A 23,887-nucleotide genomic window follows, 5' to 3' on the forward strand; every position below is an offset into this window, starting at 1 on the left:
GACTTGTTTATTTTTTCTATTAGACTAATAGTCGTATGTTTAGAAGCATTTTTGAAAAAGATATTAAAATAATCTATATAACAGTAATTTTTGCTTATCGATTTTGAGCTAAGTAATTAGGCATGAGCGAATAGATCTCTTTTACTTGTTAAATTTTTTTTGAATGAAAAATCTTTATCACAATCCTTTCCAATGCACATTATTTTTCTTTCATTTGCAAAATATTAAGCATAAATACACAACAAAAACATCAGTCATTTAATGACTGAAACAAAAACATAACACGCATGACAAAGTACGTAGAATTAGATGTTCGCTCAGAAATTGGAGAACTAGAAGGTGTTATTCTTCATACTCCAGGATCGGAAGTCGAGAATATGACTCCTGAAAATGCTGAACGCGCTCTTTATAGCGATATTCTTAATCTTGCAGTAGCAAAAAAAGAATACAAGCAGCTTAGTGAATCTTTGAATGAGATTACTCAAACTTATCAGGTAAAAGAATTATTAGCAAATATCCTTAAGGATAATAAGGTTAAGGAAATTATTATTGATAAGGTTTGTAAGATAGAGCCTGCACTTGCTGTTAAAGGAAATACGTATTGTATTAAAGATACTTTGTTAGATCAAAAGGCTGAAGATTTAGCTTCATTATTGATCGAAGGTGTAACCTTAACACGCGATAACCTAACTAAATTTTTAAGTAAGGAACGTTATGCAATGCGTCCGCTTCATAATTTTTTCTTTACTCGTGACGCATCTATGTCGCTTGGTAATGAAGTTTTGATTGGTAAAATGGCAAGTGCTGTTCGTGACCGTGAGTCATTAATTATGCAGGCTATTTTCGATTACACGCCAGGTTTCAAAGCAAAAACGGTGAACCCAATTGAGAATCCAAATATGGATCCTAATTGTACGATTGAGGGTGGAGATGTTTTAATTGCTCGTGAAGATATATTAGTTATCGGTAACGGTGATCGTACTTCAACTCAAGGAATCGATTTTATTTTAGCTCAACTACTTTCTCAAAAAGAAGAGAAGCCTCGTCATATTTTAGTTCAGGAGTTACCATCGCATCCAGAGTCGTTTATTCACCTCGATATGGTGTTTACATTACTTGATAAGGATAAGTGTATGGTTTATGAGCCACTGATTATTCGTCCAAATAAATACCAAACGGTTCATATTACAATTCAGAATGGCAAAGTTGTAAGTATCAAGAATGAGAATAACTTACTACAAGCTCTTAAAAAATTAGGTATGGAGCTTAAGCCAATTTACTGTGGTGGAAAAACAGAGCCTTGGAACCAAGAGAGAGAACAATGGCATTCAGGTGCTAACTTTTTTGCAGTAGGTCCAGGTAAAGTTGTTGGATATGCTCGTAACATTCATACTATGGATGAAATGGATAAGAATGGTTTTGATATTATTCCTGCTGACGATGTCATAAGTCATAAAATTAACTTGGCTGACTACGAAAAGTATGTGATTACACTTGAAGGATCAGAACTACCTCGCGGTGGTGGTGGTGCTCGCTGTATGACGATGCCAATTCGTCGTAAATCGGTTAACTGGTAAACCCAATAATATACTATAAAAGAAGCCTTGCAGATCTATGATTTGCAAGGCTTTCTTTTTATTTCGTTATTTCTATTTTACTAGGCATTCATTTCTAAGATGCTTTGAACTTGTCCTGCAATGCCTGCTTTTATTGATGGGAATTTCATGCCGAAGGCTGCAGTTCCAACAGTAAAGCCAGAAGCTCCAGTGGTTTTAACAACCTCAATTCTCTCCTTGCTATCGATGCTACCCGCTACAATAACTGGTTTTGTAGATTTTTTACAAACCTCACGAATCAATAAAGGAACATCTTTACCTGTAAATCGGTAGGCTAAAAGATCTAAACCATCTACGCCGTCTATAGCAGAAATTTGCTGTGCATGATTTGCAATCTCGGTAATAGTACCCTTAAGAATGCTAGGATGACTTTCAATTTGCCCAACAAAAGGGTAATATTTTAGCTTGTGATCTTTAACTATTGGAGCAATCAGCTCAGGTCGAGTTCCACCCAATAAATAATCAACGTTTAAATCTATGGCTATTTTAGCTGATCGTTTTTCACTCTCAGCATCCAAGCTTACCACTTCAAGATAAACCTTAACACCTTCATTTCTTAAATCTTTGGTAATTTCTTTTAATTCATTTAAGGGTAAACCAATATCTTTGAAACCCATATGCTTAACACCTTCCGATGCAATTTCTTTTATATATGCTCTTGCATCAGTTACAGTCTGATCATCCTTAGTCAGCATAAATATAAAATCGATACTTCTTGTACTCATTTGTCCTTTATGTTTGTTAGTGTTTGTTTGTATAAACAAAAGTAATGTTTTATTAAGTTTTCTTTTATTTATTTTTATCAATAATTAATCGAAGAAGTGTTTTGTTGGTAAGCTAATAATATACTATAGAAAAAGCCTTACAGATCTGTGATTTGCAAGGCTTTCTTTTAATTGATTGCTATAAGATGTGTTTCCTACATTTAAGAAATCGTGTGATAACTATTTCTAATTGATGATTCGTTGGTTTCTACCCATTATTAAATAAAGTAATGGGCCAAGAAAGGGTAGAAAGATGACTACAATAACCCATATTAGTTTGTCTTGATTTTTAAACTTATTCCTGAGTATGCTTATTAAACAGATAAGTGGAAATAACATTGTTAGTAATAACAATATTAGCCAAATTGCTGTGCCTAATTCTGGTGTAACGAGTCCCATATATTTAGTTTTTAAATTGTTTTAAGATATTAATAATTATTGATTTTAAGTCTCTTTCTTGAACTAAGCTACAAACTGGAAAGCTTTCTAACTGCGCATCATCGCCCATGAAATTTAGCTTTTGTTGTGTTTTTGTGCTTTATTCCTTTTTATTCAATTTATTATTTAATCTTTCGTATCGTTTTTCTATCATTTTTTGTGACTCATATGTTAAACCTCGATAATCGTTAAAGGATTTGTACCATTCAAGTAATTCAAAAGCTTCTTCAAATCTTTTTTCTTTTCAAGAACAAGTGTGATTCTATCAATTGGCATCCTTTCAAGTCTCCAGGCTTTTTCTATAATGTTTACTGTGGTCCTATGTAACGTAGGAGACTTAGTTGATTTATGTTTCAAAATTCATAAAAAGGCAAGGTAGCTATTTTAGGATTCCATTTAACTATAACTATTCAAAATGGCTATCTTGCCGTTGCTCATTAAAAGTAAAAATATTCTAAAACATTCTGCCCGAATATGTTATATGAGCGCGTATTGTGTGTTGTTTTTAGTTTAAAGGCATCTTAATTAATGAACTATCATGCTTTGATACCTTATTCTTAATAGCGATTACTGCTTCAACACTATTTCCTATATAGTAGTCCTTAAGAAGTTCAATTACACGATAATGATTTAGTTTTGTTGAATGAATATTCCACTCACTATTAGTCATAAAAATAAAATTAGTATTTGCTCTAGTTTCTATAGCACCTTGATACCTAACTTTTTTCTCGGAATATATACGATTGCTGAGGGATGCATTTTTTCTTCGATCAATTAGCACTAGGTTACCTAATCTATGAAGCCATTCAGCATGTTCTTGCTCGTTAATATCCCATGAAGTATTTGCAATTTTTCTAGGTATTAAATGTTCTACTGAAGAATTATGCTTATTAAATTGCAAGCTAGTATTAAAGTTACCTAGTAATAAATCAAGTTTAAGAAGAAGATATCTTGTTTTATTAATTCTAGTACCTGCATAATTACCCCAATTTTCTGTATCCAATATTTGGAATAATTCATTTACATCTAATTTCGTAGCAGCTTTTTCATCCTGGTAGTCATATCTTAAATATTTACTATCTAAAAATCTATCTGCTGCAGTTTCAACTGATGCATTATCATAATTTTCTCCTTTAAACTCGCTCATTTTTCTAAGAAGAATAAAAACACGAGTTTGAGAGGTTCTTTTCCCTGTTAACCATGGTATAGAAAGAAGGTTATCTAATTTAATTATAAAATCGATTATTCTGTATTCGCCAAAACAATCTCTATAATACATCAAGGGGGTCATATATTGATTCCCGAAAACAGATGTTAAAATTAAATTTAAGTTAGAGAATAAACAGCCTGTTGATTTCGATGTAATACTTCCATTTGTAATGGCTTCGTAGTGATCCACATACCTTTCAACAAATTCAAACGTTGAGATTCCTTTCTTTAGTATATTACGTTTCCACATAAATTCAAAAGCTTTAGGAAGGCTTTGATTATCATCGCTTCGGTATTTCATGTTAATAAAAACTAAAGACCAAAGAAAATCGTCGAATCCAGAGAATGGTGCTCCAATATTGTCTTCAAAGCTTGCCCACTTTTCAGCATATTTCTTTCTTTCTTTATTATCAGAAATGATTCTTAAATTTTGAGCTCTCAAGATATCACTAACTTGAAGTTGAAGACCTCGACTATTTAATACAGTGAATAAATTGTATGCATCATCTAAATTATTTGGAGTAGCTAAATAAAGAACTAAAACCTTTGAAGATAGATATTGGAAGAATTGTTGTATAAATTCTTGATATTCATCTTCGTTACTTTTCATTTTTTTTACTCCATACCACCATTTTCTCATGGATAAAATGGCTAATGCCATATTTTTAACTGATTTAGATATTTTTTTAGTTTCAGATATTTTTAAGATTTCATCTTCTTTATTAGTCCCTCCTTCCGCTAATAAATAGTTATCTAAGAAATCCTTATCATCTCTTATCTCAAAAACAATTCGGTTTCTTTCTGGTACTCCATCATAAACGTCTTCTTCTTGTCTTAATCTAGTAAGTACTTTCTTTTTTAAGCGTTTATCATCAGACATATCTCTAATTACTCCATGAAGTAAGAATAATGTAATAAATCTTTGTTGCCCATCAAGAATATCTTGATAGATATAATCTATTCCAGATGTGGTTACCTTCTTAGTATTCCATATCATGCACCCCAAGAAATACTCCTTATTATCATCATTTTCTATCGCGGATGTTAAGTCATCAAGTAAGGCAGTAAGTTGGTCACTCCCCCAAACATAAGGCCTTTGATATTCCGGTATATTATAAAAGCATTCTGGAGCAAAAATATCTTTAATATATCGTTTCCCTGTATCTAAATTGTAATTGTCCATTGTATTATATATTTTGTTTATTTCTTAATTAACTATCATAAGATAATTGTTCTGCTTCTTTGATATAAATAATAACAACTCAAAAGTGTTTCATCTTTTCGTTTGTCGAAGTTAATAAAAAAAGAGAATTATGATTTCGTTATGTTTCCTTTTATGATATATATACTGACAAATAAAGGATAAAACATAGTTGGACAATGCCGTTGAGACTATGGGTATTATATAGGTTTATTTTTCGCATTAGAGGTTACAAACTCGTTCGGATTGCTATTCTTGGTTAAGTCTGTCAATCTTTAAAATTAGAGAAGCTAATTAATATAGAGATCGTTTGGATAGTGTTTCCCATGTTTTTGTAGGCAGATAGGGTGGTTTAGTTTTTTAGTATTAAATTCGCGCCATAATCAAAAGCAAATAGCAAGATGAGGAAGTTGAAAAATAGCGAATTGAATCGCAAAAGTATTGATGAGTTTAAAACGGCAGAGAAAACACCTTTTATCATTGTGTTGGACAATGTGCGTAGCTTAAACAATATTGGTTCGGTCTTTCGTACTTCTGATGCTCTTTTGGTTGAGGCTATTTATTTGTGTGGCATTACGGCAACGCCACCACATCGCGATTTGCACAAAACAGCCTTGGGTGCTGAAGATTCTGTAGCTTGGAAATACTTTGAGAAGACAGAAGATGCAGTTGCTGATCTAAAGTCTAAGGGTTTCGATGTTTATTCTATTGAGCAAGCAGAGAACTCGGTTTCATTACCTGATTTTCAAATTGATTCAGCTAAAAAATATGCCTTTGTTTTTGGTAACGAGGTAAAAGGCGTGCAACAAACTATTGTTGATGCTTCGGAGTCGTGCATTGAAATTCCACAGTTTGGAACCAAACACTCTTTCAATATCTCGGTAAGTTGTGGTATTGTACTTTGGGACTTATTCTCGAAATTAAGATACTAGTTTTATTTCTCGCAAAGAGCGCTAAGTTTTTTCGCAGATGTCGCAAAGAGATAATCTACTGTTGTTAAATCTTTGCGTTATCATATATTTTTCTCTGCGAGCTTTGCGTGAAATTTATTTGGACTGTAGTTTAAACGTTGAATTCCAGTGTTACAATTGTACCTGGATACTCTTTGCGAGTAAGCTTCGAAAATTGTCGTTTCTTCACTTGTTTCCAAACACCATTCCCCGAAATAATCTGAATTTTGCCATCGTTTTGCTCTATAAACTGACGAATGGTAAATAAACCCATGCCTTTGTGTTTAAATGGTTTTGATGTGGTTCCTGATTGAACAGCCCATTGAATAGCTCCCATGCCACTTTGAGCTTGTTTAAGCACCGATGTAGCCAACTGCTGTATATTTACTCCTTTACTAACAATACTAATAATAAGCTTCTTGTTGTGAACCGATACGTAGTGGGAGATAAATACCTCTTTACGGTTACTGTGCGTAAAGGCATTTCTGAATATTTCTGCCACACAAAGTTCAATTGCCATCTTTAGTTGTGGGTTTAAAGCAACATCAGGACGTTCAGGGAATATTTTATTTTCTAGGTAATCTGTTAGTTCACTTTCGTCGTCACTTTTAAAAAACTGACATTTAATAAGGCTTTTCCATACATCTTTTTTCATTCCACCTTTAATCATCTTCTTGGTATAAAAAAGGTTGAGAATGGAGTCTTGGAAATTAATTAAACGCACTTTATTCTTACGCCTTTCAAGATCCATAATAAGGCTTCCTAATACCGCGAATAGATTGGATTCTATGAGTTTAGTTTCTTCGAAATTTAGAATAATTTCGTCTTGAATCAATCGTTTAGTAGAGGCTTGTAATTCTGTAAAGAATAGGTGGCTCTGAAAATTATTAGTTAGTTTCTTGGGGATAGTAATTTCCATATTGGACTTGCGTTGATTTCAATTTGTTTAAAATGATGCTTTCCTATTAACAAATGGTGAAATTTAAGTGGCATGTAAGATATAAAAATATCTATTAGAAAGTGATATGTTTTAAAGCCAGTTTTGAATTTTTACTTCTGTTTAATTAATGTTGGGGGATAAAAAAAACGGCTCTGAAAAGAGCCGTTTTTGTGTACTTTATGTATGAGTTTAATTACTCAACAATAGCTTTGAATTCTGCATTTTCAAAAACAGTATAGAATTCAAGATCAGACTTAGCAAAAGCTTTCAAAGAAGCATCTTTAGCAATAGCTGATTTCAAGTTAGAGAAAATCAAGTTATTATTGTTAGTTCTTGCACCAACGATAGCTTTAAGGTAGTCAACCATAGCATCGTCACTTGTGTTCTTGTTTAATTTTTCAAGAGCAACAGTGTATTTTTTAGCAAGAATGTTAGCTAAAGCAGAGTTTACTGCATAGCAGTCACCAAACTGTTGAGTAGCTAAATCGTATTGAGCTTTTTTAACAGCAACGATACCTAAGTTGTAGTTTACTTCTTTACCAGCACCAGTTGCAGCTCCAAATAATACTTCAGCTTCAGCAGTGTTACCTTTTACTAGTTCAATAGCACCTAAGTTATTTTTAACAACAGGATTGTTAGCAGAAAGTTGGTCTGCTTTGTCGAAGTTAGCTTTAGCTTCTTCAGTTTTACCCATTCCAAAAAGAATCATACCAGCATCGTTATGTGCTCTCCAATCGCTAGCAAATTGTTTTTTAGCTGTTTCGTAAATTGCTAATTTTTCGCTAGCTACTTTTGTAAGTGTTGCAGCGTAAAGCATTTCTTCTACGTTTAATTCAGCAGGATTATTTTTAACAAGATTTTTAATTTCTTCGTCAGATTTACCAATGTTATCAACATTAACTAAGAATTTAGCTCTTCTTAATTGAGGAAGAATTTCATCTTTAACTTCAGAAAAAGCAGAAGAAATATTTCTGATTTCTTTTTCACGTACTTCAGGATCTGAGTACATAGAAAGAACACGTAGAATTAATTCTTTATCTCTAATGTTAGAAGCTTGCATTAATTTTTTGAAACCATCCCAATCTTCAGGAGTGATATTCGATTTGAAAAATTCTTCGCTAGTGTAATCAGCAAGTTTTGCTTTTTTCATTGATTTCTTCACATACTTAGAAGAAGAAACTTCACGTTTACCAGCTAATTTTTCATTAAAATCTTCTTTACCATCTGGAGATGCATAAGCAGAAACTTCAATTCCTTTATATTCTTTTTTAGCGTCGCCTTCAACAGTTTTGAAATAGTCGCTTAAAGCTTTAATATCTTCGCTTCTCATTTCTGACCAACGAACGTTAGCGCTGTTGATTAGGTAATGAAGATCAGCTTCTTTAGTTTCAGCAATAATTCTTTGGAAAGCATCCTTACCAATAATGTTAGCAGGATCGTTTTGAACAAGAGTTGCAGTAGCAATTACACCTTGTGCAATTTTCACAGGATCGAAATCTAAAGATTTTTCACCTTTTTGAGCAGTAATTCTTACTTCAAGCTCAGAAATACGCATCGCTTTATCGTAATCGATAGATGATTTGTAATTGATAGTTTTACCAGTTGCATAAGGTACAACAGTTGCATTTCCTTGAACTTTTTCACCTTGCAATGTTTGTGGTTCGAAAGCTTTTTCTCCACCATCGTATTTTAATACAGGCGTTGCAACTAAAGTTACATTTTTGTTGAAATAGTTAGCAGGTATTCTTACGCTAACTGCAACATCTACCTTGGCAGCATGTGTTTCTAAAATTTCAGGAGTTACATTGTAGTCAATGTCACTTGCATCTTTTTTCATCTTACTCATTCCTGCACATCCGGAAAGTAAGGCGCCAGCTAGTAGTATAGCAGCTACGTGATTAAACTTGATTCTTTTCATGATAATAACTTAAATATGTTGTTGTAATAAATTAAAAGGTACGGTAACAAATTTACAAAAAATAATTCAGCAAATAAATATTTATGATTTAATGTTTATTTGTTAAATTATGATTCTATTGAGACCCTTCTCGTGTTTGTTATTAAAGATTACATCGCAAATTTTCGTGTAGTCTGAATCGTTCTCTATAAAATCAATGTTATTGGTGTCAATAACGAGGAAATTTAGGTTTTGTTGTTGTTTAAAAAAAGAAAAATAACTGTTCTGTATCTTTAATAAATAATCAGCTGTAATTTCCTGTTCATAATTTCTACCTCTTTTTTTTATGTTGCTCAATAATTTATCTACATCAGAATGTAAATAAACATAAAGGTCTGGTTTTGGTAAAGAGTTATATATGATATGGAAAAACTGACTATACAGCTTATATTCATCATCCTTAAGCGTTTGCTTAGAGAAAATTAAAGATTTCATAAAGTAGTAATCAGCTATAGTGAACGATTTAAATAGATCTTGTTCACTTAACTCATTTTTAAGTTGGTTGTATCTATCTGCCAAAAAAGACATTTCAAGAGGGAATGAATATTTCTCAGGTTCCTCATAAAACTTAGGTAGGAAAGGGTTCTTTGCAAACTGTTCCAAAATTAATTTAGCATTAAAATCTGAAGCAATTTTGCTTGATAAAGAGGTTTTCCCGGCACCAATATTTCCTTCGATGACGATAAAATTATAATCCATTAAATATGTGTTTCTGATTTGGACTCGTAAAAATATAAAATGAAGTTTAAATAATAAACTTTTTAAAAGAATAAGAATAGCCATGTTGATAAAAAAATCAAAATGGCTATTCTTAATGTATCCAGATTTTATATCTGGGTTTATTCTATATTCGGATCGATGCCCATATTATAGAAAATAAATGACCAAATATCAGCATATTCTTCAATTTGTTTCGATGTTGGCATACCAGCTCCATGTCCTGCATTCGATTCAATTCTGATGATAACAGGATTATCTCCTTTATATTTCTCTTGTAATGTTGCCATGTATTTGAAAGAATGAGCAGGCACAACTCTATCGTCATGATCGGCAGTTGTAACCATTACAGCTGGATAATCTTTGTTGGCTATATTGTGAATAGGCGAATATTTGTAGATATAGTTGAACATCTCTTCACTTTCTTCGCTTGTTCCGTAATCGCCAGCCCAAGCCCAACCAATGGTGAATTTATGGTAGCGGAGCATATCCATAACACCAACTTCGGGTATAGCTACTTTAAATAAATCGGGACGCTGATTAATTACAGCTCCAACAAGTAAACCGCCATTTGAACCTCCTTTTAATGCTAATCTTTCCGGGTTTGTGTACTTGTTTGCAATTAGATATTCAGCTGCAGAAATGCAATCATCAAATACATTTTGTTTGTTCATTTTTGTACCAGCTTGATGCCAGTTTTCACCAAACTCGCCACCACCACGTAAGTTAGCAACAACATAAATGCCTCCATTCTCTAGCCATACCAAGCGGCGTGGTGTAAAATAAGGCGTTAAACTAACATTAAATCCGCCGTAGCCGTATAGTAGGCAAGGGTTGTTTCCATCTAGTTTTGTACCTTTTTTATAAATGATAAACATGGGAATCTTTGTCCCATCCTTACTGGTGTAGAATTTTTGATCGGTGACAAAGTCTTCAGGAGTGAAGTTTATTTTTGGTTGGTAAAATACCTCTGATTTTTTTGTTTTAAAATTGTATTTGTAAGCAATTTCAGGTGATGTGAATGATTCAAAGCTATAGAAAGCTGTGTCTTCATCTTTTTTTCCTGAAAAGTCACCAGCTGTACCAATTCCTGGTAGCTTTAATTCATAATCGAAGCTTCCATCTATGTTTAGAATTTCAATTTTCGAATAGGCATTCTGCATGTAGTTGGCTACCATTTTACCTCCTGCCAGTTTCACACTGCTTAAAACATTCTCCTTTTCGGGAATAACAGTTTTCCAATTTTCTTTTGATGGATTTTTAACATCAACCGATACTAAACGGTATTTTGGAGCATCATTATTGGTATACATTAACAAACCTCCGTTTACATCATCAATAATATTGTGATCGAAAGTCATTTCGTCAGTAATCAGTTTGAATTCCGATCCTTTTTTGTCAAGCTCCTTAAAATAGAGTGCATTCCCGTGTGATGCCGACATGGCCGAAAGAATCAGGTATTTCTCATCATCGGTAACCGATGCGCCATATAAACGTTTTGGAAATTCTGGGTTTTCGTATATCAGCTCGTCTTCCGACTGTTTGCTGCCCAATTTATGGTAGTAAATTTTATGGTATTCGTTTGAATTTGACAATTCCGTACCTGCTTCAGGGGCATCGTAAGCGCCGTAAAAAAAGCCATCCTTATACCACGAAACGCCTGAGAATTTAATCCACATTAAGTGATCTGAAACATTTTTACCTGTTGCAATATCTTTAACAAACACTTCGTTCCAGTCCGATCCGGAACGAGCAATTAAATAGGCAAGATATTTACTATCGTTTGAAACCGATATGCCTGCAAGTGCAACAGTACCATCATCCGATAATTTGTTGGGGTCGAGAAGAATACGAGCTTCGTTTTCCAAATTTGTTTGAACGTATAATACCGATTGGTTTTGTAAGCCATCATTACGGTAATGGAAGTATAAATCTCCCTTTTTAAAGGGAACTCCAACTTTTGGATAGTTCCAAACCTCGGTTAATCGTTCTTTTATTTTAGCTTTAAAAGGAATGGCTTTTAAGTATTTATCGGTGACCTTATTTTGTTCTACAACCCAAGCTTTAGTCTCGTCAGAATTATCATCTTCTAACCAACGGTAAGGGTCGGCTACTTTTGTTTTAAAATAAGTATCAGTCGTATCGACTTTTTTTGAAATAGGGTAGTTCATTTTTGTTCTTTCGTTTGAACAGGAAACCATTATTGAGCAGCAGAATAATGGGATAATTAATTTCTTCATGCTTTGAATTTAAAATTAAACTTGAGATTAGATTATTCTGGTCAGTTGGATATTTGTCTGACTTTGAATCGATTGTCTAAATTAAGAAATTTAAATCTAATTACTCAATATAAAATGCTTAGCAAGAGTTAGATGTTTATTGAAGACGATAAATGGGTTACAATTGGCGTCCCATTTTGGCTTGATATCTATCTTTTCTTGCGCCACGAATATTTCCAATAAGCATTCCCATACCTGCACATGCAACAAAGATATGAGGGTTAAAACTATAAAATATGCCGTAACTTAATACCAGACCAAGAGCAATACCAACTAGCGTATGCGTGCCAGAGTAGGTATAAGTAAAATGTTGTGCTTGGTAAATTTGATGCGTGTCTTTAAGATGCATGATTATTTTCTCGACTCTTTTTTCGTATTCACTTCGGTTTACACCAGATTTATTAATCAACCGATCAAGTTCATCTACAATGTTTTCTAATTCTATTTTAGCGTGTTTGCAGTCTAAACAATTCTTTTGCTTTACATGATCAAGTAAGGTGGCAATTCGTTTTAGTTTTTCGATTTGATAAAAACGATAATCCTTAACTGAAATATAAAGTTCAATTTGATTATCAATATTTGTATGGATGCTGTTGAGCCAAGATTTTTGCATAGAATAAAATATTTTGAACAAATTTAATGAAATAAAGAGAGAATCGTTCATGACTTGATCACTAGCTGACGGCTTGTTTAAAACTATCATTATAATGATTTTTGGGATATGTATTTACTTAGTTGTATGATTGGGATTTACCTACTATCTTTGTCCTCTCAGAAAAATAGAAAAATAAGAAGATAAATGGCAAAGCAAAGACAAGAAATGCTGTTCGGTATTAGAGCAGCAATGGAAGCGATTAATAGCGAAAAGGAAATTGAGAAAGTATTGATTCGTAGCGGTCTTGCTGGACCATTGTACAATGAGTTTTTCGAATTGGTTCGTGAAAAAGATGTACCATATCAATTTGTTCCTAAGGAGAAGATTGATGCATTGGATCAAAGAAATAATCAAGGTGTTGTTGCTCTTATTGCACCAATTCCTTATCAAGAAATTGAAGATGTATTGCCAGAGATAATGGTGAGCGGAAAAATTCCTCTGATTTTGGTACTAGATCAAATTACTGATGTTAGAAACTTTGGTGCAATTGCTCGTTCTGCTGAGTGTGCAGGTGTACAGGCTATTGTAATACCTTTCAAAAACTCGGCTAAGGTAACTCCTGATGCCATTAAAACATCGGCAGGTGCTTTATACAATATTCCAGTTTGTCGTGTACAAAACTTAAAAACTTTGGTTCGTAATTTTAAGAAAGAAGGTATTCGTATTGTAGCAGCTACTGAAAAAGGAGAAATCATGTACACTGAGGCTAATCTGACTTTGGCAACAGCTATTATTATGGGATCAGAGGATGTTGGTATCGAAGATGCTTTATTACGTCTTGCTGATGAACAAGTAAAGATTCCAATTTTGGGATCTATTGAATCATTAAATGTATCTGTTGCTGCTTCACTTATGATTTATGAAGCGGTAAGACAAAGAAGTTTATAAAATGTTAGCCTAGCTAACAAAGCAAAATATTTCAAATAAGAAAAGTCATTCGATTTAAAACCGAATGACTTTTTTTTCAATCTAAGTATTTGTGTGTGATTATTGACATGTTTATAATTTCACTCAGAGATCTTAATTAAGCTTTTGAATCAAATATGAATAGTGTTTGGTTTTCTTCCTTATTTTTTCTGGCATCAACAACGTAGGTGGGGAACCCATCGCTGAAAAAGTCGTTAAAAAAAGAATGATGTTTGAGTGAGGAACGAGCGAGTTCAGTCTTTTTAGACTTTGATGCGTAATGGGTCACCGAGTGTTGTAGTCTTGAATTTTTGGTACTTTTATTTCAAGAAAAAAGTACAATCCCGTCCGGTAAGGACATTAATAATATGCTTATTTAAACATGTTTATTTTTTCGTCATTACATCTGTCGTATTACTTATGTTGATAAAAATATTTTACTTTTCAACAGCTTTATATTTCCGATAATTGTAATAGGCAGCTATACTTAACGCAATAAGTATTCCAATTGTATAATAAACCCAATTTGGTATCGGAATAGGATCACCTTTTGCATAGGAGTGAAGTCCCGCAAGATAATAGTTTACTCCAAAGTAAGTCATGAGAATTGAGCTGTATGCCCAAATGGAAGCTAAGTTGAAAGTGAAAATGGATTTTAAACCAGGAATATGGCGCATGTGGAGAACAAAGCTATAGACCAACACACTAACAAGAGCCCAAGTTTCTTTGGGATCCCATCCCCAATAGCGTCCCCATGATTCGTTTGCCCAAATACCACCAAGAATAGTTCCGATAGTTAAAGTGTAAAGGCCAATAATCATTGTCATTTCATTAATTCGACTTAATTCAAGGACTGTAGTATCTATTCTAGTCTCATTTTTCTTGTTTTTCAGTATCATTAATGAGAGGCTAATCATACCAAGAATAGCAGCTAATGCCAGAAAACCATAACTACCTGTAATGATAGCAACATGAATAGTTAACCAGTACGATTTAAGAACTGGAACGAGGTTTGTAATTTCAGGGTTCATCCACGATAAGTGGGCAACGAATAAGCTTAGTCCAGCCAATAGAGATGTTGCAGCCAAAGCAAACTTTGATTTACGCGTAAATAAAAATCCTGCTAGAAGACAGGCCCAAGCGACATAAGTCATTGATTCGAAACCATTACTCCACGGAGCATGACCAGAAATATACCAACGAGCACCCAAACCAATTGTGTGTATCAGAAAAGCAACACTTAGAATAGCAAATGAAATTCGAAATAGCCATTTGATTGACATATTTGGCTTAATGATTTTTGCTACCAAAGCAATAATCAAGATAAAACCAATTAAAAGATAGTAAGGGAATAACCTCTTGAAAATATTGACTTTGTTGTAAAGTATTTCTGTCTTAAGTTTATTCTCCGAAGGCATTACATTTTTACCATGTGTTTTTTGAAACTTCTTTATTCCCTTAATGTAGGTGTCAACCGAATCGTAATCTTTAGATGTCATCGCTTGGCTTAGCAAGGATATTGAATTCTTGATGAATAATGAATCCTTCCCTTTAACTTGAATAAATTCTTTAGGCTGATACCAAGCATGGTTTGAGTCTTGGGGATCTGGAAACAGTTTTAAGAATTCACCCGAGAAAACCATATAGCTAACATTAACTCTTTCGTCTACCGAAATAATTTCTTTGTCGTAAGAAGTTCGATTAGCTGGTTTACGAGAATAGGCATCCCGTACTTTTTTTCTAAGTTTATATTGGCCGCTAGCATCAAGAAAACTATTAAAGCTAGCATATTTGCCACTTCCACCAATTTCATTAATTAAATCGGAGTTGCTAACTTTTATAAGAGGTGTTTCTTCCCAGTTTTGAGGATCTATAATCATACTAAGGAATACTTGGTCAGCATTTAAACCATCTATTCTACTCTTCTTGCTAATTTTACGGATAACTTCACTTGCAAGTGTGTTTACCGGTTCAAATCGACCTGTATTGTCTTGCACAACCAATTCCCCAAAATGTTTAGCTTGTTCCAAGGGAACTTCAGTTCGTTTCTGATTTTGAGCGTAAGTTGTTAGACTTCCTCCTAGGGCAAGAACTAGAATTAAAATTGTTTTTAGACTTTTACTTTTCATTTTACTCAAAGCTCTAAAACGCGTTCCCGATGCAAGCAGCGACCAAGCCATACCAACAATCATTAGGAAATAACCAAAGTAAGTTACCATCATTCCTAAATGGTCATGGTTCACCGACAAGATTGTTCCACCTTCATCACCGTCATACGACGATTGATAAAATCGGAATCCACGATATTTTAAAATCTTATTCATATAAATGCGATAGTCTTTCTTTACAGCGTTTAAAGTATCAATTAAAGTGACTTCACTTGCAAATGAAGACGGACTTTTAGAACCAGGATAGCGTTTGAGTTGAAAATCATTTAACTGGATAGAAAATGGTAAGTCGATGAGCATTGATCCATAAGATACCGAAACGTCTAAACCATTAATTTGAGTTTTCTCAGGAGTTCCCACATAATTCTTAAATCCTTTTACGATGAGTTCTTTTTCTTGCTCGCCACTTTTAATATTAAAGATTAGAACTGTTGGTGCTTTCTTATCAGGAGTACTTACATACTTATATTTAGCTGATGGGAAAAAGTCTTTTATGATTAAATGTATTCCATTTATATCATATAGTTTGCGAGGACTAATGATGTGCCATTTGTTGCTTTCCAGCTTGATCGTATCAGTACCCATCATATTTAATTCGGTAATAGAATAGGGACTTTTCATTCTTAAACGATCAGTGTAAGAAAAATTCGTAGCTTGTTCTGTTTCCTCATTACCAAATGCGAATACATTCTCACCAATAGTTTTGTTGCTGTTGTAATCAAGAGTGAAAGTTTGCATGCTTTGCATTTGACTGTCCGAAGAACTTACAAAGGTAATTACGGGTATGCCGCCAGCTTCTTTTATCAGACTGGTTGATGCGTTAGGAATATAATGCTTAAGACTAAGCTCAATATCTTTGTTGTTTAGAGATAAGTTCTCATTAATATTAACCGAGCTTAATGAGCTCATGTTTAGTTTTGTCGATTCTTCAGCTTTTTCGCCTTCTCCTTCAACTATAATGTTGACATAGTTGTCGGTAGTAGTTATTTGGCTTGATGTTTTTCCTTCTCTAATGTGCATACTGCCTTCGTAACCCACATATCTTGTAATTCCCGAACCAATAAGGATGATAATGAATGCAAGATGAAACAGTCCCATTGACCATTTCTTTTTGGTATAAAGTTTATATCTCTTAATATTGGCGATTAAATTTATGGCTATAAAAAAGAGTAATATTTCGAACCAAGTTGCATTGTAAACCGCAGATTTAGCAGCTTGTGTGCCAAAGTCATTTTCGATAAATGTAGCTACACCAATAGAAATAGCAAAAGCTGCAATTAAAGTTCCCATCATTTGCATTGAGAAGAGAAAATTGAATCGTTTTTTCATATAATAATATCTGTAATAGAACCTTTTATGTTTATATGGGATGGAAATAATTTTTTTATGGACTTGAATATAAGATTTTCATTTTAATAGAACTATAAAAAATAGACATTTCAGAAAATAGTCTTGCACTAATTAGATGGGCACAATAGGATAATTTGCTTATTAAGAATGGAACTAATTAGTAGTCTGTTAGATAGATCTTTGTTTTTCCTAAATAATTGATATTCAGTTAAAGAAAGAGTATTCGTGTTTTAAATAATGAGTTTTAATAAGCCTTGTTTTTGTTGAAATACATCTTTGTACTCTTTAGTATTGTAAATGATGTAAAATATTAGGAACTTGAATGACAGTTTGTTGGGTTTCGTTTTGTAATGAAAAATAGAAGCTTTTATTCCTTTTACAAATTTAAATTAGAATTGATATTTAGGTTTAATATTGTTTCGTAGGCTTAGATTGTAAGCAGTAGACATCAATTACATGATGTCGGAATGTATAATGTTTACGGTAGTTTAAATTATTCAAAAGGTGAATTTATGTTTGGTTCACATAGTCATGTTATTAAGCGTTTGTTTTAATCTTTATGTGAGATTGTATGAAAGTCAATTTGGCAAAATTCCAAACAGGTGATCGATGACGATAGTATTAAAACCTAATTATCTAAAATGATTTGATCTTTTTGATCGTTTATAAAAGGCGAGGATAGTAATTTTTAGTCACAATGAATCTAATAGCCAATGGTAAAACTATTCAAATTATTAAGCCCTCCACCAAAATGGAGATTCCCCGTGATGATTGTCTTGGGTGCTTTTGTCGGCTTAGCTATTCATGTGCTTTATTTGTCAAAGGCACTGTCTTATCTTTCTGATGAACCTAAAACTTGTGTCAATTGCCATGTTATGGCTCCGCAATATGCGACCTATCAGCACAGTTCGCATCGTGAAGTTGCCACATGTAACGACTGTCATGTACCGCACAATAATGTGGTTAATAAGTATTTATTTAAGGCAAAAGACGGTTTAAGGCATGCATCAATATTTGCCTTAAGAATGGAACCAGAGGTCATCTTTATTTTGGATGAAGGAAGCGAAGTCGTTCATAATAACTGCATTCGTTGTCATAGTCAAACATTGACCGATCCTAAATTAGCAACTCAAGTTCCACAGCACACGCAGAATACTCAAGATAGAGCGTGTTGGGAGTGTCATAGGGAAGTACCGCATGGAAGGGTTAATAGTCTTTCGAGTGTTCCAAACGCACGAGTTCCTGTACCTTCAAGTCCAATACCCGATTGGATGAAAGAATATTTAAATGAAACTGATACCAAATAAATCTAAAAAATAAACTATGAAGCCTATAAATGAATCTGTAAAAAGAAAACCGATGTTAGGGTGGCTTATTTTCGTAACTTCTCTAATTGTTGTTTTCTTGTTGGGAATTTTGGCTAATTCCATAATGGAAAGAAGAGCTGAATCTGTTTTTGCTTATATACCGCAGGTTAATTATAATCAGTGGGAGCCTCGTAATGAGGTTTGGGGTGAGAATTTCCCTCGCGAATTTGAAACTTATTATAATACTAAGGATACTTCATTTAGAAGTAAATATAATGGTAATGCAATGATTGACATGCTAGAAGTTGATCCTAGATTGGTTGTGCTTTGGGCAGGTTATAGCTTTTCAAAAGAATACAACCAAGCACGTGGTCACTACTATGCAGTTAAAGATGTGAGAAATATTTTACGAACTGGTGGACCTGTAGATGAAAATGATGGTCCTATGCCAGCAACTTGTTGGACTTGTAAGGGTCCTGATGTACCTCGTTTGATGAACGAAATTGGGGTTGCGGAATTTTATAAAGGCAAGTGGGCCGGAAAAGGTCACGAAGTTGTAAACCCAATTGGTTGTGGTGATTGTCACGATTCTGAAACAATGAATTTGAAAATCACTCGTCCAGCTTTAGTTGAAGCTTTTCAACGTCAAGGAAAAGATATCGAAGAGGCAACTCATCAAGAGATGCGTTCTTTAGTATGTGCCCAGTGTCACGTTGAGTACTATTTTGATAAGAAACGAGTAGAAGGAGCAAATTATTTGACTTTACCTTGGGATAATGGAACTACCGCAGAGGCAATGGAAGAATATTACGACAATATTAATTTTTCGGATTGGACTCATCAGTTGAGTAGGACTCCTATGTTGAAAGCACAGCACCCTGGTTACGAAATATATTCAATGGGTATTCATGCCGATCGTGGTGTTGCTTGTGCAGACTGTCATATGCCATATAAATCAGAAGGCGGACAGAAATTTACTGATCATCATATTCAATCTCCATTAAATAATGTTGCCAACTCATGTCAGGTTTGTCATCGTGAAGAAACTGAGAAGTTGATCAAGAATGTTTATACACGTCAGGATCAGATTATTGAAAATCGTGATAAATTGGAAGAACTATTGGTTCGTGCTCACGTTGAAGCTAAGAAAGCCTGGGATTTGGGCGCTACAGAAGATGAGATGAAGCCTGTATTAATGGATATTCGTCACGGACAATGGCGTTGGGATTATGCAGCGGCTTCTCATGGTGGATCTTTCCATGCTCCAACAGAAATAGGCCGTGTGATTTCTACAGGTATTGTTCAGGCTCAAGAAGCTAGACTTTCCTTAGCTCGAATATTTGCGAAGTACGATTTTAACAAGGAAGTTGCTTATCCTGATATCACTACAAAAGCCAAAGCTCAGAAATATATTGGTTTGGATATGGATAAGTTGAATAAGGAAAAAGCAGATTTTAAGAAGAATCTTATTCCTAAGTGGGAAAAGAAAGCTGAGGAGCGTGAAAGTACTTATCAGGTTAAGAAATAATATGAGATAGATATTTATTAAAATGCTGCCCAATTTGGGTAGCATTTTTTCTATATTTTAGATAATTGATACCAATATGGGTAAAGCCTGAGAAATTGATTATTTGCTCCGTTCCTATTTAGGTAAAGCTTAAAAAATTGCTTTTTTGTTTCATTCCTATTTAGGTAAAGCTCAACAAATTGATTTTTTGCTTCATTCCTATTTAGGTAAAGCTCAACAAATTGATTTTTTGTTTCATTCCTATTTAGGTAAAGTAAAAAATGATATTAAGAAAATTGAATTCCAAAAGTCTAATTATATACGTCATATGTCAATAAAGAAACCTATTTGGCAGCAGCCTTGGGGATATGCTGAGAGCTTCACTATTTTATTTGGTATTTTATGTATTGGATTTGGATTCGAGTTGGTTTTGCCCCAAACGCCATCGACTCTAGTATTTCCCATAAATATCATATTAGGATCCTGCTTATTTGTTCTCATAATTCTTTATCATTTCTTTTTTAGGAAGACTAAGATCCATTCTTTTCTGTCGAGTATTCCATTGACTATAAGTTTAATTTCGGTGCTTGGTATTCTCGTTATTATAATGGGAATTCTACCTCAAATTCCAAGTGGTCAGAATGGTTTGGTTCAGCAATTGGGCTTTAATCAAATGACGAGCTCTTATCCATTTTTAATGATCAATCTTTTTTTGTTGATTATTCTTGGCTTCGTCAGTTTAAAAAAGACATTCCCATTTAAGCTTAAAAATTGGGGATTTATATTTAGTCATTGGGGATTATGGATTGTAATTTTTGCGGGTGGTTTAGGTTCTGGTGATTTGCGTCGATTAAAAATGGATGTGTATGAACATAAAATGGAATGGCGTTCTTACGACGAGCAAAATCGGTATTATGAAATGCCATTGGCTATAAAGCTCAACGATTTTCAAATTGATGAGTTTAATCCGAAGTTGGCTATTGTGGAAAATGAATCTGGGGAATTGTACGAGGCTCAAAAGCCATCAATGATCATGATAGAAAAAGGCTTAGTCTGCGATTTGCAAACTTGGAAGGTTAAGGTGGAAGAATTCTATGTCACATCGGGTAGGGCAGGCAATCGATATTACAAACTATCTGATTTTGGTGCTGCTCCAGCTGCCAAGGTTCAAGTTATATCAGCACAGAATGATACTTTAAAAGGGTGGATATCTTGTGGTAGTTTCAATCGTCCACACGAATCATTAAAACTTAACGATGAACTTTCTTTGGTGATGACTGTTCCTGAGCCTAAACGTTTTTATTCTGATGTTACATTTATGACACCCGATGGTAAAAAACGTGATGTTGTGCTTGAGGTAAATAAACCTGTCACCGTAAACGGATGGAAAATATATCAATTGAGTTATGACGATAAGATGGGTCGGTATTCCGATAAATCGATTTTAGAACTTGTACGCGATCCATGGCAACCCTATGTTTATTTAGGCGTCTTTATGATGATGATTGGTGCTATCTATATGTTTTGGAAGGGACGAGAAGCAAAAATAGAGTCATGAGTAATAAATAACTTTAGGCACTCATAAATACTTATAAATACTTATAAATACTCTTTAATTCATTATACCATGATTTGGTCCAACTTTATATTCGTTTTACTTAGCAGCACTTTATTGTGGTTATTAGCTCTTGTGCTATACAAAAAGGAGCTTTTAAAACGATTATTCATCATTCTAGGAATTACATGCATAGGTGCTTTTATTGTTTTCTTATGGATTAAGTTAGAACGACCACCCTTACGGACTCTTGGTGAAACACGTTTGTTGTACGCGTTTTTTCTTCCAGTCATTGGCATGATAACCTATATGCGTTGGCGTTACAATTGGATGCTTTTCTACAGCTTGGGTTTAGCTTTACTTTTCCTTGGAATAAACTACATACATCCCGAAAATTACTCTAAAACCCTTATGCCAGCTCTTCAGAGTCCTTGGTTCGTACCGCATGTAGTTGTGTATATTTTTGCCTATGCCTTTTTGGCTGCATCATCTTTGGTTGCTGTTCGTGGTTTGTATCAACATTATTATAAATCACTAGATCGTAAAGTCATGCTTATGGCTGATAATTTGGTGTACCTAGGTTTTGCCTTCTTAAGTTTAGGTTTACTCTTTGGTGCCTTGTGGGCAAAAGAAGCTTGGGGGCACTATTGGACTTGGGATCCTAAAGAAACATGGGCTTTTATCACCTGGTTAGGGTATTTGATCTATATCCATCGCCGTTACCATATGCCGAACGTATTTAAATCATCACTTTGGATTCTTGCCCTAGCTTTTGTGATTCTGCTGGTCTGTTGGTTTGGAGTCAACTATTTACCATCGGCACAATTCTCCGTTCATACCTATAGTTAGCCATCTTAAGTTTACTGATGATTGTGTTATTTTATTTATTAAATTTATGTTTCGTTAAGTGAAACGTAATTTTAATAAACTCATGGCAGAAGATCTCATTCAAGTTGCAGAAGAAATTTCATTAGAACCAGAAATAAAGGTAATTCCAATTGATAAATCACTTCTAGATTTTTATAATCACCTGAGCTATAATGAAAGAATCATCTTCTCTGCAAAATTTGGTGATGGTAAAACATACTTTTTGAATAAGTTCTTTGAGGAACACAAAGATGAATTTGAAGCTATTAGGATTTTCCCAGTCAATTATCAGGTTGCAGATAATAAAGATATCTTCGAGTTAATCAAGAAAGATATTCTAATTCATTTGTTAGCAAATGATTTAATAGAGGATGAAGATTTCTTTGATGAAAGTATTTACGCTCAAAACTATCTGTTTAATAATGGAGCTGATATTATTCTTGATATTTTAAGTGATGTTCCAGCAGTTAAAGTTCCTGCCAAAATCATTCAGAAATCTCTTAAGCATCTAAAGAAATATAAAGATGATAAAACCGACTTTAAAGCTAGTAAAAGCGAACTAATAGAAAAATACCTTTCAAAATTTGAGCAAGAAACTGGTGTAGCTGAGTATGATTCTATTTCAGAGTTGATTACAAGGATTATTAAAGCAATTCAGAAAAAGGGAAAGAAAGTTGTCTTAGTTATTGATGATTTAGATCGAATAGACCCTGCCCATCTTTTTAGAATTCTTAATGTTTTAACTGCTCATATCGATAGGAAAGTTGTTTTGCTAAAAGAGATTGAAGTTGGAGTTGGTAATAACAAGTTTAATTTCGATCATATTATTACTGTTTTCGATATTGAGAATGTGAGGACCATTTTTCATCATTTGTATGGATCTGGGACTGATTTCAATGGATATATTACAAAATTTGTGACAAGGCAGGAATTTAAATATACATTAGAACAAATATCATATGACTTCGTTAATGCTTCATTATCTGCTTTATTTCAGATTCCTAAAGAATTCCTTCTTAATATGAAACCTGTTAAAGCTGCTATAGAGAGGTTAAGTATTCGTGAAAAAGTTAGACTAATTACTAATATAGACGAAGAAATAATAGATGTAAATTTAGTAAATAAGGATGTCCAGATATCATCTGTTAATTCATTTACAAGATTTTTAGTGATTCTCAAACGATTAAATTTAAATTTCATATCTGTTTCCAGCCCATTATATGGTGGAAATTTAAATCACTTTATGTCGATTATTGGAGTTGCAATGTATTTTAGTGAAAATTGCAATATTGGTACAGACATAATTAATATTCCTACCTCTAAAGGTGCAAGTAGCTACACTAGAATTGCAATTAATAAGCATATTGTAGGTGATCTAGTGGTGAATTTAACATTTGATAATATTGATGTGAGAAATTCAGGTGATGTATTATATGACGAATTAAAAATACTTAATCAAAAATTTTCAGCTTATATTAAGGCGTGATTTATCAATCATATT

General features: G+C 33.6%; 17 protein-coding genes. 8 read left to right on the top strand and 9 right to left on the bottom strand.

All coding sequences use genetic code 11. The features are described 5' to 3' along the window. The first annotated feature begins 287 nt into the window (after window positions 1–287). Entirely contained in the window at window positions 288–1,577 is a 1,290-nt protein-coding gene (locus EMN46_RS02225) for an arginine deiminase family protein (protein WP_154199048.1), read from the top strand. Between the two features lie 80 nt (window positions 1,578–1,657). On the opposite strand, the gene EMN46_RS02230 is transcribed toward EMN46_RS02225, so the two are convergent. The 3 genes from EMN46_RS02230 to EMN46_RS02240 form a co-directional block, all read right to left on the bottom strand. Beyond that, window positions 1,658–2,341 carry a 4-hydroxythreonine-4-phosphate dehydrogenase gene (locus EMN46_RS02230; protein ID WP_154199049.1) on the bottom strand — a complete coding sequence of 228 codons (684 nt, stop codon included), beginning with the start codon at window positions 2,339–2,341 and terminating at the stop codon, window positions 1,658–1,660. Between the two features lie 225 nt (window positions 2,342–2,566). Then, entirely contained in the window at window positions 2,567–2,779 is a 213-nt protein-coding gene (locus tag EMN46_RS20355) for a PLD nuclease N-terminal domain-containing protein (protein WP_154199050.1), read from the bottom strand. A gap of 544 nt (window positions 2,780–3,323) precedes the next feature. Next, window positions 3,324–5,210: a DUF262 domain-containing protein gene (locus EMN46_RS02240; RefSeq protein ID WP_154199051.1), complete on the bottom strand. Its 1,887-nt coding sequence runs from the start codon at window positions 5,208–5,210 to the stop codon at window positions 3,324–3,326. 419 nt (window positions 5,211–5,629) lie between these two features. On the opposite strand from EMN46_RS02240, the gene EMN46_RS02245 reads away from it, so the two are divergent. Beyond that, complete coding sequence (locus tag EMN46_RS02245; RefSeq protein WP_154199052.1) at window positions 5,630–6,160, top strand: RNA methyltransferase; 531 nt, start codon at window positions 5,630–5,632, stop codon at window positions 6,158–6,160. A gap of 130 nt (window positions 6,161–6,290) precedes the next feature. Here the strand turns inward: EMN46_RS02245 and EMN46_RS02250 are convergent, their stop codons facing one another. From EMN46_RS02250 to EMN46_RS02270, 5 genes are all read right to left on the bottom strand, one after another. Beyond that, window positions 6,291–7,097: a hypothetical protein gene (locus tag EMN46_RS02250; protein WP_154199053.1), complete on the bottom strand. Its 807-nt coding sequence runs from the start codon at window positions 7,095–7,097 to the stop codon at window positions 6,291–6,293. A gap of 214 nt (window positions 7,098–7,311) precedes the next feature. Then, window positions 7,312–9,036 (bottom strand): tetratricopeptide repeat protein, encoded by a 1,725-nt coding sequence (locus EMN46_RS02255; protein ID WP_154199054.1) that lies wholly within the window; start codon window positions 9,034–9,036, stop codon window positions 7,312–7,314. Window positions 9,037–9,138: 102 nt separating this feature from the next. Beyond that, window positions 9,139–9,774: a deoxynucleoside kinase gene (locus EMN46_RS02260; protein ID WP_229130243.1), complete on the bottom strand. Its 636-nt coding sequence runs from the start codon at window positions 9,772–9,774 to the stop codon at window positions 9,139–9,141. Between the two features lie 140 nt (window positions 9,775–9,914). Next, window positions 9,915–12,032 (bottom strand): prolyl oligopeptidase family protein, encoded by a 2,118-nt coding sequence (locus EMN46_RS02265; protein ID WP_154199056.1) that lies wholly within the window; start codon window positions 12,030–12,032, stop codon window positions 9,915–9,917. Window positions 12,033–12,189: 157 nt separating this feature from the next. Continuing rightward, window positions 12,190–12,684: a hypothetical protein gene (locus EMN46_RS02270; RefSeq protein WP_154199057.1), complete on the bottom strand. Its 495-nt coding sequence runs from the start codon at window positions 12,682–12,684 to the stop codon at window positions 12,190–12,192. A gap of 186 nt (window positions 12,685–12,870) precedes the next feature. Between EMN46_RS02270 and rlmB the strand changes: the two genes are divergently transcribed. Then, window positions 12,871–13,614 carry a 23S rRNA (guanosine(2251)-2'-O)-methyltransferase RlmB gene (rlmB, locus tag EMN46_RS02275; RefSeq protein WP_154199058.1) on the top strand — a complete coding sequence of 248 codons (744 nt, stop codon included), beginning with the start codon at window positions 12,871–12,873 and terminating at the stop codon, window positions 13,612–13,614. Window positions 13,615–14,069: 455 nt separating this feature from the next. Here the strand turns inward: rlmB and ccsA (EMN46_RS02280) are convergent, their stop codons facing one another. Continuing rightward, window positions 14,070–17,129, bottom strand: coding sequence for a cytochrome c biogenesis protein (ccsA, locus tag EMN46_RS02280; RefSeq protein ID WP_154199059.1), 3,060 nt, complete (start codon window positions 17,127–17,129; stop codon window positions 14,070–14,072). A 788-nt stretch (window positions 17,130–17,917) separates the two neighbouring features. Here ccsA (EMN46_RS02280) and nrfH point away from each other — a divergent pair. The 5 genes from nrfH to EMN46_RS02305 all read left to right on the top strand — a co-directional run bounded on the left by nrfH (window position 17,918) and on the right by EMN46_RS02305 (window position 23,872). Continuing rightward, window positions 17,918–18,457 carry a cytochrome c nitrite reductase small subunit gene (gene nrfH / locus EMN46_RS02285; RefSeq protein ID WP_229130247.1) on the top strand — a complete coding sequence of 180 codons (540 nt, stop codon included), beginning with the start codon at window positions 17,918–17,920 and terminating at the stop codon, window positions 18,455–18,457. Window positions 18,458–18,473: 16 nt separating this feature from the next. Further along, complete coding sequence (nrfA, locus tag EMN46_RS02290; RefSeq protein WP_154199061.1) at window positions 18,474–19,985, top strand: ammonia-forming cytochrome c nitrite reductase; 1,512 nt, start codon at window positions 18,474–18,476, stop codon at window positions 19,983–19,985. A 145-nt stretch (window positions 19,986–20,130) separates the two neighbouring features. Continuing rightward, window positions 20,131–21,522 (top strand): cytochrome c biogenesis protein ResB, encoded by a 1,392-nt coding sequence (locus EMN46_RS02295; RefSeq protein WP_154199062.1) that lies wholly within the window; start codon window positions 20,131–20,133, stop codon window positions 21,520–21,522. Between the two features lie 69 nt (window positions 21,523–21,591). Further along, complete coding sequence (gene ccsA / locus EMN46_RS02300) at window positions 21,592–22,368, top strand: cytochrome c biogenesis protein CcsA (protein WP_154199063.1); 777 nt, start codon at window positions 21,592–21,594, stop codon at window positions 22,366–22,368. A gap of 82 nt (window positions 22,369–22,450) precedes the next feature. Continuing rightward, entirely contained in the window at window positions 22,451–23,872 is a 1,422-nt protein-coding gene (locus EMN46_RS02305; protein WP_154199064.1) for a P-loop NTPase fold protein, read from the top strand. Window positions 23,873–23,887: the final 15 nt, after the last annotated feature.

The organism is Ancylomarina sp. 16SWW S1-10-2 (genome assembly GCF_009669305.1).
Lineage (GTDB): Bacteria > Bacteroidota > Bacteroidia > Bacteroidales > Marinifilaceae > Ancylomarina.